Source organism: Blastocatellia bacterium, from assembly GCA_035573895.1.
GTDB lineage: Bacteria > Acidobacteriota > Blastocatellia > HR10 > HR10 > DATLZR01.
In genome coordinates this window covers 1-17,500 of record DATLZR010000121.1, presented here as the reverse complement: position 1 = coordinate 17,500, position 17,500 = coordinate 1, and the positions used below count along the sequence as shown (strand labels likewise).

At 61.0% G+C, this 17,500-nt stretch carries 14 protein-coding genes; 5 read left to right on the top strand and 9 right to left on the bottom strand.

The genetic code is table 11. The features are described 5' to 3' along the window. Positions 1–698, bottom strand: a 698-nt coding sequence (locus tag VNM72_11040; GenBank protein HXF05935.1) for a pyruvate:ferredoxin (flavodoxin) oxidoreductase, incomplete at its 3' end; no start/stop codon positions are given. Positions 699–1,077: 379 nt separating this feature from the next. Here VNM72_11040 and feoB point away from each other — a divergent pair. The 4 genes from feoB (at position 1,078) to VNM72_11020 (ending at position 6,495) form a co-directional block, all read left to right on the top strand. Next, positions 1,078–3,051, top strand: coding sequence for a ferrous iron transport protein B (feoB, locus tag VNM72_11035; GenBank protein HXF05934.1), 1,974 nt, complete (start codon positions 1,078–1,080; stop codon positions 3,049–3,051). Positions 3,052–3,227: 176 nt separating this feature from the next. Beyond that, on the top strand, positions 3,228–4,712 hold the full coding sequence (gene glgA / locus VNM72_11030; GenBank protein HXF05933.1) for a glycogen synthase GlgA: 1,485 nt from the start codon (positions 3,228–3,230) through the stop codon (positions 4,710–4,712). A gap of 59 nt (positions 4,713–4,771) precedes the next feature. After that, complete coding sequence (gene trxA / locus VNM72_11025) at positions 4,772–5,101, top strand: thioredoxin (protein ID HXF05932.1); 330 nt, start codon at positions 4,772–4,774, stop codon at positions 5,099–5,101. An 80-nt stretch (positions 5,102–5,181) separates the two neighbouring features. Continuing rightward, positions 5,182–6,495, top strand: coding sequence for an adenylosuccinate synthase (locus VNM72_11020; protein ID HXF05931.1), 1,314 nt, complete (start codon positions 5,182–5,184; stop codon positions 6,493–6,495). 11 nt (positions 6,496–6,506) lie between these two features. Here VNM72_11020 and purE read toward each other — a convergent pair whose 3' ends face one another. Together purE and purD are read right to left on the bottom strand one after the other, a co-directional pair. Further along, the gene (purE, locus tag VNM72_11015) at positions 6,507–7,034 is read right to left on the bottom strand and encodes a 5-(carboxyamino)imidazole ribonucleotide mutase (GenBank protein ID HXF05930.1); all 528 of its coding nucleotides are present in this window, start codon (positions 7,032–7,034) and stop codon (positions 6,507–6,509) included. A gap of 158 nt (positions 7,035–7,192) precedes the next feature. After that, the gene (gene purD, locus VNM72_11010) at positions 7,193–8,458 is read right to left on the bottom strand and encodes a phosphoribosylamine--glycine ligase (GenBank protein HXF05929.1); all 1,266 of its coding nucleotides are present in this window, start codon (positions 8,456–8,458) and stop codon (positions 7,193–7,195) included. Between the two features lie 238 nt (positions 8,459–8,696). On the opposite strand from purD, the gene uvrB reads away from it, so the two are divergent. Next, a complete protein-coding gene (gene uvrB, locus VNM72_11005) occupies positions 8,697–10,685 on the top strand; it encodes an excinuclease ABC subunit UvrB (GenBank protein ID HXF05928.1) in 1,989 nt (662 codons plus the stop codon). Between the two features lie 131 nt (positions 10,686–10,816). On the opposite strand, the gene VNM72_11000 is transcribed toward uvrB, so the two are convergent. From VNM72_11000 to VNM72_10975, 6 genes are all read right to left on the bottom strand, one after another. Then, a complete protein-coding gene (locus VNM72_11000; protein HXF05927.1) occupies positions 10,817–11,464 on the bottom strand; it encodes a hypothetical protein in 648 nt (215 codons plus the stop codon). 91 nt (positions 11,465–11,555) lie between these two features. Then, positions 11,556–12,227, bottom strand: coding sequence for an NADPH-dependent F420 reductase (gene npdG, locus VNM72_10995; protein ID HXF05926.1), 672 nt, complete (start codon positions 12,225–12,227; stop codon positions 11,556–11,558). A 203-nt stretch (positions 12,228–12,430) separates the two neighbouring features. Further along, positions 12,431–13,315: a DUF4331 family protein gene (locus VNM72_10990; protein HXF05925.1), complete on the bottom strand. Its 885-nt coding sequence runs from the start codon at positions 13,313–13,315 to the stop codon at positions 12,431–12,433. 193 nt (positions 13,316–13,508) lie between these two features. Then, entirely contained in the window at positions 13,509–14,708 is a 1,200-nt protein-coding gene (locus VNM72_10985; protein ID HXF05924.1) for a M20/M25/M40 family metallo-hydrolase, read from the bottom strand. A 234-nt stretch (positions 14,709–14,942) separates the two neighbouring features. Continuing rightward, positions 14,943–16,154 (bottom strand): LeuA family protein, encoded by a 1,212-nt coding sequence (locus VNM72_10980; protein HXF05923.1) that lies wholly within the window; start codon positions 16,152–16,154, stop codon positions 14,943–14,945. 715 nt (positions 16,155–16,869) lie between these two features. Continuing rightward, the coding region (locus VNM72_10975) for a M20/M25/M40 family metallo-hydrolase (protein HXF05922.1) at positions 16,870–17,500 on the bottom strand (631 nt) is incomplete at its 5' end.

Genomic DNA, 17,500 nt, shown 5'->3' with positions numbered 1-17,500 from the left:
TTCACGGCTTCGCGGGCTTGAAAGTACGTGTCGGGGTTGTGCGCCGTCCCGCGAATAAAGGGACGATCCGGAGAGAGGGCTCGCGCGCGGTGAGCGCGAATCAGTTCGTCGGAAAGCATCGCCCGCATATCCTCCGCCGTCACCGGTTCGATCTTCACCACTTCATGCGAGGTGCGAAAGCCATCGAAGAAATGGAGAAACGGCACCCGCGCTTCCAGCGTCGCCGCCTGGGCAATGAGGGCGAAATCCATCGCTTCTTGAACCGAACCCGATGCCAGCAACGCAAAGCCCGTCGCCCGCGTGGCCATCACATCACTGTGATCGCCGAAAATCGAGAGAGCGTGCGTGGCCACGGTCCGAGCAGCGACATGAAAAACCGTCGCGGTCAATTCCCCCGCGATCTTGTACATATTGGGGATCATCAGCAACAATCCCTGGGACGACGTGAAGGTCGTCGTGAGCGCTCCGCCCTGCAATCCACCGTGAACGGCACCGGCCGCCCCTGCTTCGCTCTGCATCTCAATCACCGTGGGCACCGTTCCCCAGAGATTGGGTCGGCCTTCTGCCGCCCACTGATCGCACCATTCCCCCATCGGCGAGGACGGCGTGATCGGATAGATGGCGATGACCTCGTTGGTTTGATAGGCCACCTGAGCAACGGCTTCGTTTCCGTCAATTGTCACGTAAGTTCGCCTCATACGCTTTTTCTCCTCATCCTCATAAGGCAATCACCGTGCCGGGAACTCTCCCGCCCGGAATTCGCATTCCTTCCCGTTGCTTTCCCCTAGGCGATACGTTTTGGGGAAGTTGAACAGGTCATCGGGCACAGAGGGAATAAAGTCACCCGGTGATGCGCCCTCGGTGCGTCGGGATATGACTCAGAGCGGGTGAAATCCCCCACCCCTCGGAGAGACAGAAACCGAAGGCGAAACCACCGACGCGAGTCTCTCCGACTCTGCCAAAGTGACAGAGGATGCCCGATTAACCCGGTGAGAGCCCGGATGTCCCTGATGACCTCTGGACTGATCGTCCGAGCGGCACACCAGTTGCTTTTCTCCTGGTTTGAGAGGCCGTGCGATGACCGAAGCACGAGAGCGAAAGAAGCTGATCCTCGTGGGCAATCCCAACGTGGGGAAATCGGTCATCTTTCACCGCCTGACGGGTCGCTACGCCGTCGTCTCCAACTATCCGGGAACGACGGTGGAGATCTCCCGCGGCGAGCTTCGGTTGGGCAACGTCATCTACGAGGTCGTAGATACGCCGGGCGTCAACAGCCTCGTTCCCCAATCCGAAGACGAGCGGGTGACGTGTGAACTTCTTCTGCGCGAATCCCCGGATGTGATCGTACAGGTCGCCGATGCCAAGAACATTCGTCGAACGCTGCTGCTGACGTGCCATCTGGCGGAGCTTGGCGTGCCGATGGTTCTCGTGCTCAACATGATTGATGAGATGCACGACCGGGGCATTGACATTGACAGCGAGGCCCTTTCTCGACTCTTCCACATTCCGGTCGTGGAAACAATCGCCACCTACGGTCACGGGATGCGTCAACTTCTCCGTGCTATTCCACGAGCTACCGTCCCGCGCGTCCCCTGGGTGGAAGAAAACGGCATGAGGGAAATTCTCGGCCCGCTGGAGCACGTACGAGGAGTTCCCCTCCCTCTCGCCATCGAATGGATGGAAGCGGGTGATGCCGGCTTCGTTCAAACCATCGAGCAGCGAATCGGCTCGTCCCGAGCGCAAAAGGTCCAGGACGCCATCGCCTGCCATGAGTGCGCTCTGCATCGGTCCTTGTGCAAAGAGATCGTCCATCAGCGAGAGAATTTCCTGAATCGAACCGTGCAGGCCATCAGACGAAACCACACGCGAACCGATGGACACCCCGAGCGACATCGTCATCGCCAGATCGCCGCCCTCATGGGCCGATGGACGAGACAGCCCATGACCGGGATTCCTATTTTGATCGGCGTTCTCTTCCTCATGTACGAGCTTGTCGGGCGGTTGGGGGCTCAGGTCCTGGTGGGGCTTTTGGAGGACGGGCTTTTTGGGCGTTATCTCATCCCCTGGGCGGAACGGCTGATTCCACCGGGGCTGATCGCCGATCTTCTTGTGGGCCGATATGGGCTTCTTTCGATGGGATTGACCTATGCCATCGCCATCATCTTGCCGGTGGTGACGACCTTCTTTCTCGCCTTCGGCGTGCTGGAAGACAGCGGCTATTTGCCGCGATTGGCCATTCTGGCCGATCGCGTCCTGCGGAGAATGGGCCTGACGGGGAAAGCAATTCTTCCGCTCATCCTCGGCCTGGGCTGTGACACAATGGCCACGCTCACGACCCGCATCTTGCCGACGGCCAAGGAACGCCTCATCGCCACGTTGCTTCTCGCGCTGGGAATCCCGTGCTCGGCACAACTTGGCGTCATTCTGGGGATGGCCTCGGGATTCACGCCGGCAGCGGCCGTGACGGTTTTGCTGGTGGTGGCTTCTCAACTCGTGCTCGTCGGTTCGCTCTCGTCCAAGCTGATCGGCGGCCAGCGGGGAGATTTCATCTTCGAGATTCCGCCGATTCGTCGCCCACTGATAGCCAATGTCCTCGTGAAAACCTGGTATCGCCTCAAGTGGTTTTTGGCGGAGGTCGTGCCCTTGTTTTTGCTGGCGACGTTTGTCCTCTTTCTGCTCGATCGCCTCACCCTCAACGGACGGAGCGGCATCGGCTGGATTGAAGCGGGATTGCGCCCGTTGGTCGTCGGCTGGCTCCAGTTACCCGCCGGAGCCGCGACCGCCTTCATCATGGGATTTCTCCGACGGGATTACGGAGCGGCCGGCCTCTTTGATCTCGCCCGCCAGGGACAGTTGACGGCGCAGCAGGCTATCGTCAGCCTCGTCGTCATCACACTGTTTGTCCCCTGCCTGGCCAATTTCCTGGTCATCGTCAAGGAACAGGGGTGGAAGCGAGCATTGGTGATCGTGGGCTTCATCATTCCTTTCGCTTTCCTCGTCGGGGGTCTCGTCAACTGGGTGCTCCGCACGTTCCAGCTCTTCGCCGGATAACCCGATCGGAAGCCGTTACCTTCCGTCCTCCAAAGGGCAGGATGGTAGTCTCCGCTTTTCCGGGAGTGTGGCGCGGCCTGTGCGCGTGCTTGACAACGTCGTTGGCCGACACGTACCATTGCTGACTTTGTGAAGCGAGAAAAGGTGCGTGTGCTGCCCAACCTGAGAGGACGGGCATGAAGCGGATGCGGGTGATCTTTGCCTCGCCGGAAGTGACTCCTTATGCCAAGACGGGGGGATTGGCTGATGTCTCGGCGGCGCTGCCCAAGGCCCTCGTCCGGCTCGGTGTGGATGTGAGCATCGTCATGCCCCGGTATCGCCAGGAAGTCGCCGGACGCAGCGGCCATCAGGTGATCGCCGATCTGAGCGTTCCCTTCGCCTTCGGCCAGCAGGTCGTGAGCGTTTATCGTGATGATTCGCGCGGAGTGCCCGTGTACCTGCTCGACGCACCGCACTATTTTGATCGTCCCGGCATCTACGGGCCGACTCCCGCAGAAGAGTATCCTGACAACGCCGAACGGTTTGCTTTTTTCTCCCGGGCCGTCCTGGAACTGGTCCGCCGGTTGGAAGCCCCGCCTCAGGTCATCCACTGTAACGATTGGCAAACGGGATTCATCCCGCTCTACCTGCGGGAGGTGTATCGAGGCGATCCCCACATCGGCCAAACGGCCACGCTCTTCACCATCCACAATCTGGCCTATCAAGGGTTGTTCGATCCTCATCTGCTGGAGCGGTTCGGATTCCCGCGGGAGGTCTATCGGACGGAAGACGGCGTGGAGTTTTACGGCCGGGCCAGCGCGATGAAGGCCGGGATTGTCGCCGCCACGGCCCTCTCGACGGTGAGCCGTAAGTATGCCGAGGAGATTCAAACGCCGGAGTATGGCTGCGGGCTGGATGGCCTGCTGCGCAGCCGGCGGAAGGATCTGGTGGGAATTCTCAACGGCGTGGACTATGACGAGTGGAATCCGGCGACGGATCCCTATCTGGCTGCCCGGTACTCGCCCGACGATCTGGGCGGCAAGCGCATCTGTAAGGCCGATCTGATAGAGCGGTTTCACCTCGACCCGAACCCGGAGCGGCCCATCATCGGTTGCATCTCGCGGCTGGTGCAGCAGAAAGGATTCGATCTCATTCGGCAGGCAGCCTCCGAGATCATGAATCACGATCTCGCCCTTGTCATCCTGGGGACCGGAGATACCGACCTGGAACAGTTCTTCCACTCACTGAGAGCACGATTTCCGGACCGCGTCGGCGTCTATCTCGGATTCAGTCACGAACTGGCACACAAGATCGAAGCCGGAGCCGATATGTTTCTCATGCCGTCGCGCTATGAGCCCTCGGGGCTCAATCAGATGTACAGCCTCAAGTACGGAACGGTGCCGATCGTCCGGGCCACCGGTGGACTCGACGATACGATCGAGAATTTCGATCCTCAGACGCTCCGGGGAAACGGCTTCAAATTCTCCGAATATCGTGCCGAGGCGCTGATGGCAAAAATCGCTGAGGCGCTCTCGATCTATGCTCGCCGGGATCTCTGGCGCGTTCTTATGGAGAACGGAATGCGCGCCGATTTTTCCTGGGATCGTTCGGCTGAATGCTATCTCGAACTCTACGAACGCATCACGCGCTCCATCGCTCGGACATCCGGCGGCGGAAGCTGATGCAACCATAACACGGCGCAGGCGGAAAGGCTTGCGCTCGATTGAGGGAGGAAGGAACGATGGCAGGTCATCTCGTCGAAGTCACGGATGCGAATTTTCGTCAGGAAGTTCTCGAGTCACCCATTCCCGTGCTGATTGACTTTTGGGCCGAATGGTGCGCCCCCTGTCGGGTGCTTGCGCCCACCGTCGAAGCCATCGCCGAGGAGTATCAAGGAAAGATCAAGGTCGCCAAGATGAATGTGGATGACAGCCCGAACACGCCGAGCGTCTACGGGATCCGGGGCATCCCGACGCTCATCCTGTTCAAGGACGGGCAGGAAAAGGACCGCATCATCGGCGTGACCTCCAAAGAGAACATCGTCCGAATGATTAACGCCCATCTGGGGTGAGGGCATCCGGACGGGCTCGTGAGCGCCGGGATGCGTCCATCCCGCCGCCACGAGAAATTCTTCGCGTTCGCTCACCGATCATGACCAACGTTGCCGTTGTCGGGGCTCAATGGGGCGACGAGGGCAAGGGCAAGATCGTGGATTTGCTCGCGGAGCGATTCGACATCATCGCCCGCTATCAGGGAGGACACAACGCCGGCCATACGGTGATCACGGGTGGGCAGAAGTTCGTGCTGCATCTGATCCCCTCGGGAATCCTGCATGAGGAGAAGGTCTGCGTCATCGGCAACGGCGTCGTGGTTGATCCCGTGGCCCTCGTCGAAGAGATGGACCATCTGAGTCAGCGCGGGATTCGCATCACGCCGGAACGATTACTGCTGAGCAATCGCGCGCATCTCATTTTGCCGTCCCATCGCGCCTTTGAAGCGGTTCTCGAAGAGCAACTGGGAGACCGGCGCGTCGGAACAACGATGCGGGGTATCGGTCCGGCCTACGAGTTCAAGCACGGGCGCCGGGGACTGCGCGTGGGTGATCTGCTGGACCCCCCACGGCTGAAAGAAAAAATCGTGGATCACGTCACCCATATCAATCGGATCCTCGCGGCGTTTGGAGCGGATACCCTGGATGTCGCTTCGATCTCCCAGCGGTACCTCAGCGTGGCCGAGCGACTGGCTCCGTTCATCGCGGATACGGCGTCGTATCTCAACGCGGCTCTGGACCGGGGGAAAACGATCCTGTTCGAGGGGGCGCAGGGAACGATGCTCGATATTGATCACGGAACCTACCCGTTTGTAACGTCCTCCACGGCGACGGCGGGAGGCGTCGCATCGGGAACGGGAGTTTCTCCGCTGCGCCTGGGAGCCATCATCGGCGTGATGAAAGCCTATTGCACTCGCGTGGGAGAAGGGCCCTTCCCCACCGAGCTGAAGGATGAGATCGGCGATCTGTTGCAAAAAGGGGGCGGCGAGTACGGAGCGACCACCGGACGTCCACGACGCTGCGGCTGGTTCGACGCCTTCGCCGTTCGCTACTCCATGCTCATCAACGGCTATAGCGAGCTGGCTCTGACCAAGCTCGACGTGCTCGATCCCCTGCCCGAGATCAAGATCTGTGTCGGCTATCGCCATCGCGGCAAGAGCCTGAGCGAGTATCCGGAATCGGCAGAAGTTCTCGATCGCTGCCAGCCGATCTACGAGACCGTCGCCGGATGGCAGACGAGCACCGCCGGAATTGTTGAGTACGAGCACCTACCCGACCGCGCGCAAGCCTATATTCAGCGATTGAGCGAACTCGTCGGCTGTCCGATTTCGCTCATCTCCACCGGGGCGGAACGCCACGAAACGATCATCCGCTCGGGTTCCCTTGTCGAGACTCTGCTTGGGCGCGCCTCATAAGGCCCAGGGTCTTATACTACAGTCTTCACCTCGGCGGCGACCCGGCGCTTGGCTTCCTGCGATCGCGCCGCGACTTTCGTCGCCAGATGCTTCTTGAACCGTTTGAGCTTGTCGTGTAAACGAGCATCGCCACCGGCAGCCAGTATCTGCACGGCCAGAATAGCAGCGTTGAGGGCCCCGGCCCGCCCGATGGCCATCGTGGCAACGGGCACACCGCTCGGCATCTGAACAATGGAGCACAACGAATCCAATCCCGACAGCGACGATGGCATGGGGACACCGATGACCGGCAGCGTGGTCTCCGCCGCCACCACGCCCGGCAGCGCCGCCGCTCCTCCGGCGCCCACGATGAATACTTTGACGCCCCGTCGTTCGGCGCTGCTCACATATCGCCGGACCAGATGAGGCGAGCGATGAGCCGATGCCACTTCCACCTCATACGGAACGCCGAATTCCGCCAGCGTCTTGACCGCTTCCATCATCACGTCGAGATCGCTGTCGCTTCCCATGAGAATTCCCACAACAGGCTGCGTCTTCATTAAAAATCCGCGTGACCTCCTTTCTTGCGTATGGACTCACTCCTTCGATCAATCCGCCCGGCGATGTCGGAGAGAAATCCCACCGGCGTCTCCGACCGAATTGCAGAAATCGTGAGGACATCCTCGGGGCCGCTCCCGTCCTCCCGGTGGCTCTCTTCTTAACGACCAATATCCCGGCGGTAGTGCATCCTCTCAAAGAGGATGAGGGACACGGCCTGATATGCCCGTTCGCGAGCCTCCGCGACGGTCGCCCCTCGCGCTGTCACGCCGAGCACGCGCCCGCCCGAGGTGAGAAAGCGCCCGTCATCCGTGCGCCTGGTGCCGGCATGAAAGATGACAACCTGGGGGAGACGTTCGGCCTTGGCCAATCCGTTGATGGGGAACCCGACCTGGTAGTGTCCGGGATACCCTCCCGACGCCACCACGACACACACGACAGCGTCATCGCGCCAGACAAGCGGCAATCGGGCCAATTCCCCTTCGAGGATCGCCTGGCACACCTCCAGCAGATCCGTTTCCAACCGAGGGAGGACGACTTGCGCCTCGGGATCCCCCAGCCGGGCATTGTATTCCAGCACGCGCGGACCCTCACGCGTCAGCATCAGACCGAGGTAGAGAATTCCCCTGTAGGGGAAACCTTCCCGCGCGGCCGCGCGAATAGTGGGCCACGCAATTGAATCGAGAATCTCCTGAGCGAGCGCCTCGTCCATGAGACCGGGAGCGGAGATGGCTCCCATACCGCCCGTGTTGGGACCCAGATCGTTATCAAAGGCCCGCTTATAGTCCCGCGCCGCCGGCATGGGGGCCAGAGTCTCTCCATCGGTGAAAAGCAAAAAGGTGCATTCGCGTCCGCTGAGATACTCTTCGATGACCAGACGATCGCCCGCCGAGCCGAAGATTTTCTCCACCATGATCTGATCCACGGCGCGTTCGGCATCGGCTCGGTCCCAGGTGATGAGGACGCCCTTTCCCGCTGCCAGTCCATCGGCCTTGATGACCAGGGGGAAATCGAAACGGCCGGAGGCGATCGCTTCCCGAGCCGCTTGCACGGAGTCACAAACGGTGAAGCGGGCCGTGGGAATCCCGTGACGCGCCATGAATTCCTTGGCGAACGCTTTGCTCCCTTCGAGCCGGGCCGCTTCCGCGGTGGGCCCGACGATAGGGAGCGAACGGCGAGCGAATTCGTCCACAATGCCGCGAACAAGCGGAAGCTCCGGTCCCACCAGGGTGAGATCGGCCCGACAGCGCTCGGCCAGATCGGCCAGTTCTGAGGGACGACTCACATCCGCCGGCAGGCAGGTCGCCATCTGACTGATCCCGCCGTTGCCCGGCGCACAGAACAGCTCCTGCACATCCCGGGATCGCGCCGCAGCCCACACCAGAGCGTGCTCGCGCCCACCTGAACCGATGACGAGAACCTTCATGGGCGCATCATCCTGGCATGACCTCGCGCTTTCTGTCAAGCAGATGACCCGCTCATCGCCGTTCTCCGAAGAAGAATTCGCCCGGGCAAGCGGCACGCCGTCGCATTCCCCTTCCTGTTCGCTCGGAACTCATTCGGAGGCAGTGCCGGTGACGCTGGCTTCACGGCGGTGGCTGTTTTACTGAGCGCGGTGCGCACGGCTATAATCGTTCATTGCGACGGCACCGAGGGTGGAAACAATGAGCTTTCGCCTGGTCACGGACTTTCAACCGCGCGGAGATCAGCCCGAAGCCATCGAGGCCCTCGTGCGGGGCATCGAGGCGGGTAAACGCTTCCAGGTCCTCATGGGCATTACCGGATCGGGCAAAACCTTCTCCATCTCCAAAGTGATCGAACGGGTCAACCGTCCCGTGCTCGTGATGGCCCACAATAAGACGCTGGCCGCCCAGCTCTACCAGGAGTTCAAGAGGTTTTTCCCGCACAACGCGGTGGAGTACTTCGTCAGCTACTACGACTATTATCAGCCGGAGGCTTACATTCCCGCCACCGACACCTACATCGAAAAAGAGGCCATCATCAACGAGGATATTGATCGGCTGCGGATGTCAGCGACGCGGTCGCTGTTCGAACGTCGGGATGTCATCATCGTGGCCAGCGTCTCCTGCATTTACGGACTCGGCGATCCCAGCGAGTACTACGGGATGCTGCTCTGGATCGAGCGGGGCCAGCATCTGTCGCGCACCGATTTGCTGCGGAGCCTCGTCGAGTTGCAATACGAACGCAACGACCTCGAATTTCGTCGAGGGACCTTCCGCGTGCGGGGAGACGTGGTTGAAGTCTATCCGGTGGATCGAGACCTGGCGGTGCGCATCGAACTCTGGGGCGATGAGGTGGATGCTCTCTCGACGATTGATCCGCTGCTCGGCGAGGTCATCGAACGTCACGAGCGCATCGCCATCTTCCCCAAGACGCACTACGTCACCCGACGCGATGTCCTCCGCCGGGCGATGCGCACGATTCGGGAGGAGCTGGAATGGTGGCGACCGCAACTGGAGGCGCGAGGCAAATTGATCGAAGCGCAACGGATTCACGAGCGCACGCTCTATGACCTGGAGATGCTCAAAGAGTTCGGCTACTGTCGCGGGATCGAGAACTACTCGCGGCACCTGACGGGACGCCAACCCGGGGAACCACCCCCCACGCTGCTCGATTATTTGCCCAAGGACGCGCTCATCATCGTGGACGAGAGCCACCAGACCATTCCCCAGATTCGCGGCATGTATAACGGGGATCGGTCGCGCAAAGAGACGCTCGTCGAGTACGGCTTTCGCCTCCCCAGTGCGCTCGATAACCGCCCGCTCATGTTTGAAGAGTGGGAAGCTCGCGTCGGCCAGGTCATCTTCGTCTCGGCTACTCCCGGCGATTACGAACTCCAACAGACCCGGGGCGAAGTCATCGAGCAGGTCGTTCGCCCGACGGGACTGCTCGATCCCGAGGTCGAAGTGCGACCGGTTCGGGGACAAATTGATGACCTGCTCGAAGAGATCCGTCAGCGCGTCGCTCGCGGCGAGCGCGTGCTCGTCACCACCCTGACCAAGAAAATGGCCGAAGACCTCTGCGATTATTACACCGAATTGGGCATCCGCGTGCGCTACCTGCATTCGGAGATTGATACGCTGGAGCGGGTGAAGATCCTGCGCGATTTGCGTCGAGGAGATTTCGACGTGCTGGTGGGAGTGAACCTTCTGCGCGAAGGGCTCGATCTGCCCGAAGTGTCACTGGTGGCCATCCTCGATGCCGACAAGGAAGGATTCCTGCGCTCGGCGCGCTCGCTCATTCAAACGATCGGACGGTGCGCCCGCAACGTCAACGCCAAGGCCATTCTCTACGCCGACAAAATCACCGACTCGATGGAGCAGGCCATCCGCGAGACGCGCCGCCGTCGGGCAAAACAGCAGGAATATAACCGAAAGCACGGCATCACGCCCCAGACGATTGTCAAACCCATCGAGGAGACCCTGGTGACGATCATCGAAGCCGATTACTTCCGCGTCCCGCTGGAGGAGGAGATCGAAACGCCCGATCCCGCCACGCTCGAAGAACGGATCAAACAGCTCGAAGACGAAATGCGCCAGGCCGCGCGGGAGTTGAAATTTGAACGCGCCGCCGAATTGCGCGATAAGATTAAGCATCTCAAAACCCGTCTCCTGGAAGTCCCTCTCACCTGACATTGCTCCTGGAAGCGCCGCCCAAGGCGACATGCCGTCCGAGTCCGTCAAGGGCGGCAGGCCTGGTTTGGTCCGTCGTTCACCGTGAACGGCGGAGGACCGATCCTGGCCCTGATGGTCCGGATGAGGTTTCACGGGCGGGGAGTCCGCAGCGCGACAAGTCGTTGGCGCATCTCAGCAGTCGTGACGGCCTCTTCAACGCTCCCGCAGATGATGAGGGGACGACCGCGCCGCTGTCGCCGAATGTCCGCGATGATTCGGGAAACCTTCAGGTCGCCTTCCGGCGCGCCCGCGACGATCACGATCTCGGCCCGAGAGATGAGAGCCGGCGCATCCGCTTTCCACCGAGACGGTGGAACGTGAAGACCGATCACGCAGAGGGTCAGATCGGCAGGAAGCGACAGCGCGAGGCGACTGCTCTCGATGATGATGCCGGGGACATCTCCAAGCAGTCCCTCGGCTTCATCCCAGGCTGTCCGCAACCGGTCGGGACGCGCCATCACCCACAGGACGGGCCACGCGCCGGCGGCGACCAGGCGCCCGGTATCGCTCGATGGCTGCCGGATGATCGCCTCCTCGGAGATGACGACGTAGCCATGCGCCTCGAACTCCGGGATCCGGGATGCATCGGTGAAATGCGAAGCGACCTCCTCATCGCTTTCAATCACCGTCACCTTCGCTGCCGCCCATCGCTCTGGCCGAAGGGTGCGCACCAGCACTTCGCCCAGCGCCGTCTTCCCCGCCTGATGTGATGTCCCTCCGATGATGATCCTCTTCATCGGTTCGTGATCCTCGGACACCGGCAGCCATCGGTGAAGACACGCTGACGGAGAACCAGAGCGCCGCTCGGATCACGGGACGGAGCGGACGTCAGGGGTCGTGCCGGTGATCCAGACCGGTGATGCGAATGCCCGTCGTTTTCGAACGGTAACGGAGATTGAGGGAAATGAGCAACGGCGTGAGGGCTTCGACCAACCGCGCCATCTCCAGAGGTCCGGCATCGAGGGCGCGGAACCCCATCCGGGTGATGAGTCTCATCACCCGTCCCTTGGCCTCGGCATCATCGCCACAGACGAGAACATCGCACTGAACCGGCTCATCGAGGGCCCGCAGCGCACGCGCCGAGACGTTTTGAAACGCGGCGACCACTTTGACCGTGTCGCCGAGAAGGGCCTGGGCTTCTTCGGCCGCCGATAGCTCCGAGCGCCGTTTCAACCGGCAGGGATTGGTCGGATCCAGCGGCACCGTCGCATCAACGAGGATTTTCCCCGCCATCTCTTCGGCGATCTCTCGAATCGTCCGCTCATGTGCCGAGTACGGGACGGTGAGAATAATCACGTCGGCCTGGCGCGCGGCGTCCCGGTTCTCCTGACCGATGATGGTCGCGTGCTTCGCCAGGAGATTCAGTTCGGCCGCGACCGCGCGAGCTTTTTCCCGTTGGCGCGAGCCGATGATGATCACCTCCTCGGACGCCTGCGTGGCCAATCGAAGCACCAATCCACGCCCTTCCTTCCCGGTTCCGCCGATGACAGCAATCGTCACTGCCGATGATTCCTCCAGCATTCACCACAGACGGAGACGGATCGTCCCGCCCCGTCGTGTCCATCCGTGCTTATCTGTGGTGGGTTCCATCGTTTCTGGGCGCATAGCCCGCCCTCCCCGAACGATTCCTGAAAATGGCCACAGCTACCCCGGATCGCGCGATAGCCTTCTGCCGCCCATCGAACCCACTCGTTGCGTTTACGTTAAGGGTTCACAGCCCGATGGGGCGGCGCAAGATAGGGAAAGTCCGGGGAAAACGGGAGGTCATTGACCGAGGGATACGGCCAATCCGTTTTCATGATGCGCTCGGTGAAGTCCTTCGGGCTAATGGGTATCTTCTGGGGATCGGTCGTCAGCATGTGATTGACCATGTCCACGACATCGTCCGTCAGAAGCCGACCGTTGGGGAACCCGGAGGGTCGAGATGTATCCAGCACCAGCACATCGGGACCAAACCCGAACTCGCGAAAGTGATCCCGGGGATGAACGACATTGAGGCTCCGATTGAACTGCGAGAGGAAGGGAGCACCGAAGATATCCTGGAACGGTCCGCCGAGTCCATCCACCTTGGCCGTAGCCCAGATGAGCACGGTGCTTTGTTCCTTGAGGATCGCTTTGAGCGGCGTTTGCACGACGATGCAGGCCGTATTGCGCCCCATGCGGGGACCACGAATGAACGGATCATCGCGCAGTCCGGCATAGAACATGGAGAACGGCCCTTTGATTTCGGCCGTCCCATCGGGCTTGAAGCGAATCCGAATGACGACGTCCTCTTGAACGGCGCTTTTATCAAGCAGCGTCCCGTCGGGCGCAAGCGGTGCATCCGCGTCAATATTGATGGCGAACTCCACATCGGTGGGGAAGGTGTAGTCGGATGCTGTCGGAGGGATTCTCGGATTGGTACTGAGGATGACGACCAAATCGGAGCCCCGCACAAACGCATACATATCGGTGATGTTGGCATCCTGCCGGGCCTCCATCTGCCGCAAGGGAGAATCGTCATGGTCGGAACTTTTGGCCAGATAGCGAAGCACCAAAAGACCAGCCAGCGTCGCCAGCACGATCACAAGCACCAGGGACCTTTTCATGGCCTCCTCCTGCTCGAAATGTCACTTCATGCAACCGAGAGAATAGCGGAAAGTCGGCTCAGGAGAAAGTCGGCGCGAGACCTTTTTCAAAAATCAGGGTGATTTTCTTCGTCCGCCTGTGCTCGTTGGTTGGCTCCAGGACCTCTGGCCAGGACACAAATATCGCGCCTTTCTCGTTCGCACGACATGAGGATCACCCCAGTCCCGCGAGCGCCAGAATCATCAGCAATGCCCGTTTCAAGCCTTGTTCTCGACCCCGCGGATCGAACCACTCGCTGAGGGTATGAACGTTTCCGGCGCTGCCACCGACACCGATGGCGAGGGCGGGGATGCCCAGGGCGATGGGGATGTTGGCGTCGGTCGAGGCGCATTCGAGCGAGGGGAGGGCTCCGACGGCGCGAGTGGCTTCGATGGCAATTCGCACGATATCTGCGTCGGGACTCACCTCGGCTGCCGGTCGCTCGCCGCGACGTTCGATCTCAGCCCGAAGGCCGCCAGAGGAAGCCCGCCGGGGTCGCTGCTGCTCGACGACCGTTTGCACCAGGCGATGGAGAAACGCCTCGATGGCCTCCAACTCGGCAGAGGATACCGAGCGCACGTCCAGATCCATCGAAGCCTCTCGGGGAATGGCATTGATGGCTTCTCCGCCCGCGATGCGGGTGATGCTCAAACTCGTTGCCGGGATCTCCGGCAACGGATATTCCAACAATCGAACCGCTACCTGCGCCAGAGCGTGAATCGGGTTACTTGTGCCGAAATCACCCCAACTGTGACCGCCGGGCCCCCGGAAGGTGAGACGGTAGCGGCGGGAGCCCAGCGCCCGTGAGATGATGCGCTCGATACCCGATCCCTCCAATGCCAGGAAAGCGGCCACCCGCTCGCGCCAGCTCGAGGCGAGAAAGAAATGGCGCACGCCGCGGAGGTTCCCTTCGCCCTCCTCACCAACCGTAGCCAGGAAGACGAGCGTCGCTCCCGTAGCGACCTCCGCCTGATTGAGGACTTTGATGATCGCCAGCAGTCCCGCCAGCCCGACGGCATTATCGCTGATGCCGGGAGCATACAGGCGTCCCCCCTCGGATCGCACGCGGATCTCGGTCTCCGGGAAGATCGTATCCAGATGGGCCGAGACGACAATGACCTTCTGATCCCGGCGTCCCGGTCGCAATCCGATGACATTGCCCTCCGGATCAATATGAACAGCCTCAAGCCCCAGCTCGCAGAAGCGACGGCGGAAAAATTCCGCCCGCGCCTGTTCGCCAAAGGGGGGAGCGGCGATCTCGCAGATGGTGATCTGCTCGCGCGTAGTCTCCGCGGACAGAGCATCGAGAGCGGTGAAGGCCCGCACCACCGCGGGCTCGGCGAGCACGGCGCTCACCGAAGGATGAGACATCATGGCGCGCTCGGGTATCACCGCCCGTTTTCCTCACCACTGACAGAGAACCGCCCACAGGGCATGTTTTTTCCCGAAGCTTCGTCCCCGTGCTCACGCACATCATGACGGGGAGCCCACGCCTGCCACGGGCGCGTCTGGCAGGCCAGAGGCCCGCCCTCCCGGAGTATTTGAGGAGGAGGACCGACAGGCTGCTCAGCGACACAAAGAACAGCCCCTTCACCGACGCCGCCGGGATTAAACAAGCCGCATCACCTCCTGTTCGCTGAGGATGGTGGGCGAGGATTTGGCGTAGGCGAAGATGCGTTCGACGCGGTCCTCGGTGGGTTCGATGCCTCGCTTCTCCAGCCAGTAAATGACGTTCGACTTGCCGCTCATCGGGCCGATCTCGATGGTTTGCTCCAGCCCGAACAGATGCGCCGGGACACCGGAATACACGGTATTGGCCAGTTTGATATCGTTCTTTTTGTACGCCTTGATGACGGCGGCAGCATGGACTCCCGTCCCCGTGCGGAAGGCATCGGTGCCCACGACCGGATAATTGAAGGGAATCGGCACGCGACAGGCGCGGGAGACCGTTTGACAGTATTCGTTGAGCCCGGACAGATCGCGCTCAATATACCCCATGAGCGTCAGATTCACCAGCAGTTGATCCATCGGCGTGTTCCCGCAGCGTTCGCCGATACCCAGAGCCGTTCCGTGAACGCGGTCCACGCCCGCTTCAATGGCAGCAATCGTATTGATGACGCTCAGTCCGCGATCATTATGGCCATGCCAGTCAATTTTGACATCCTCGCCCGTCTCGGCCACGACCTGTTTGATGAACGAAACGAGCGCCCGAACCCCTGCCGGCGTGGCATGTCCGACGGTATCGGCCAAGCAGATTCGACGCGCTCCACACTCGATGGCCGTGCGATAGAGCTTCCGCAGGGTGTCCGGATGTGCGCGAGTCGTGTCCTCGGTCACGTACATCACGGGCAGACCGTGACTCACGGCGAAGGTGACGGCATCTTCGGTCGCCCGTAACATCATGTCGAGCGTCCAGTCCTCGGCATACTGGCGAATGGGACTCGACCCGATAAAGGTGCAGCACTCGATGGGAATTCCCACTTTCTCCGAGATGTCAATGATCGGCTGGACATCGGCGCGCAGCGTGCGGGCTGCGCAGTTGGGCTGAATCGGCAGCCGGGAGTCGGCAATCTCTCGGGCCAGCGCCGTGACCGCTTCGACGACATGTGGCCCGGCTCCCGGAAGCCCGATGTCGGCGGAATCAATGCCCAGACGAACCATCAAATGCAAAATCGCAATCCGATCCTCAATCGAAGGGGTCGTCACCGAGGGCGATTGCAGACCGTCGCGCAGCGTCTCGTCGTCGAACTCGATCCGACGTCGTTCGGGAGGATCATTGCCAACGCGATTCCAATCGTAGATCAAGGGGTTTTCTTCCACTGCCGTCCACCTCCCCTGAAAATAGCCCGGGAGCGCACGCCTCCGGCGGGCCGGTCGAGTCCGCCGCCAACGGGCACTCCCGGATTTTTCGTCGTTCGCGGTGAACGTCCGTTCATGAGCGATTCCTTAACGAAATGTGGCGCGCAGGTTTACGAGCCCGCGCACTGTCGCAGACGGGAAAGTCAGCGCCCCTTTTCACCGTTTCCGGGTGGAAGCCACGCTTCACCCGTGACTCCTCTAAAAATTGAGGGCGCGAAGGCCTTCCTTCCGCCAATTTTTCGCCAACTCTCCAGCCCACGCCTCGATGATGCACGGACTCTCCCACCTGCAGATAATAGACCTCCGATCTTTTCCGGCATTGACGCTCATGGACAACTTCCCTCTCAGGCCACGGCTATGAGTATTGAACTCGCTCACCGGCTTGTCAAGCATCCGAACAAAATCAGGGGACAAAGGTCAAAGAGAAGCAACAGATGACGCCCGTCCTGACATGCGACCGGATGACCTTTTCTCGCCCGTCACCGGTCATCCGTCACGGATCGTCCATCGTTTTCTCACCCGAGCCGCTCAGATCCCGGCGAGCGTCCGCCATAATTCTCACCTGCGGCACAGCACCAGACTTCTTTCTCCCAAGACGCTGCCGGGAAAGCTCACGCTCACGTTGTCGCGCACCGAGACCGACCCTCTGCTCGCACGCCGTTGCCCGTGTTTGGAACTAAAACGCATGACCGAGACCAGCCAGCAGGACGGCGAACATCTCGATTCCATCCCACAGGTTCTGCAGGCGGAGATTTTCGTTGGCCCCATGTTGATTGTTATCGTGATTGACGATGGGCACGCCGATGACCGGCGTTTTGAGGACATCGAGAAAAAGGTACATGGGCACGCTCCCGCCCAAAGTGGGAAGCGCGACGATGGGTGTCCCCAGAGCGTCGGTCAGGAGTCGAATGACGGCTTGAGAGACGGGCGCATCCATGGAGGTGCGGGCGGGAGGATAACCCGGTCCCCACTCCAGCTTGACGAGGCGAGGATGGCGCCGTCGCAGCGAGAGATCGGGCGTCTCCGAGACGATGTGGAATCCCTGACGACGAATATGATCCTCGACGCGACGGCGCACGCCCTCCGGCGTTTGATTGGGGACGAGCCGGAAGTCAATCGAAGCCGTCGCTTCGGTGGGAATGGCGTTCTGCGCCATCGGACCGACGTGGCCGGCGCGAAGTCCTCGCACATTGAGCGCGGGAGCCATGATCAACTCGATGAGCTTTCTCCCCTCCCCTTCGCTCCAGGCCACTCCAACATCGTTGCGAAGCACGGCATCAATATCCGGGGCTTCGGCGAGCGCCCGC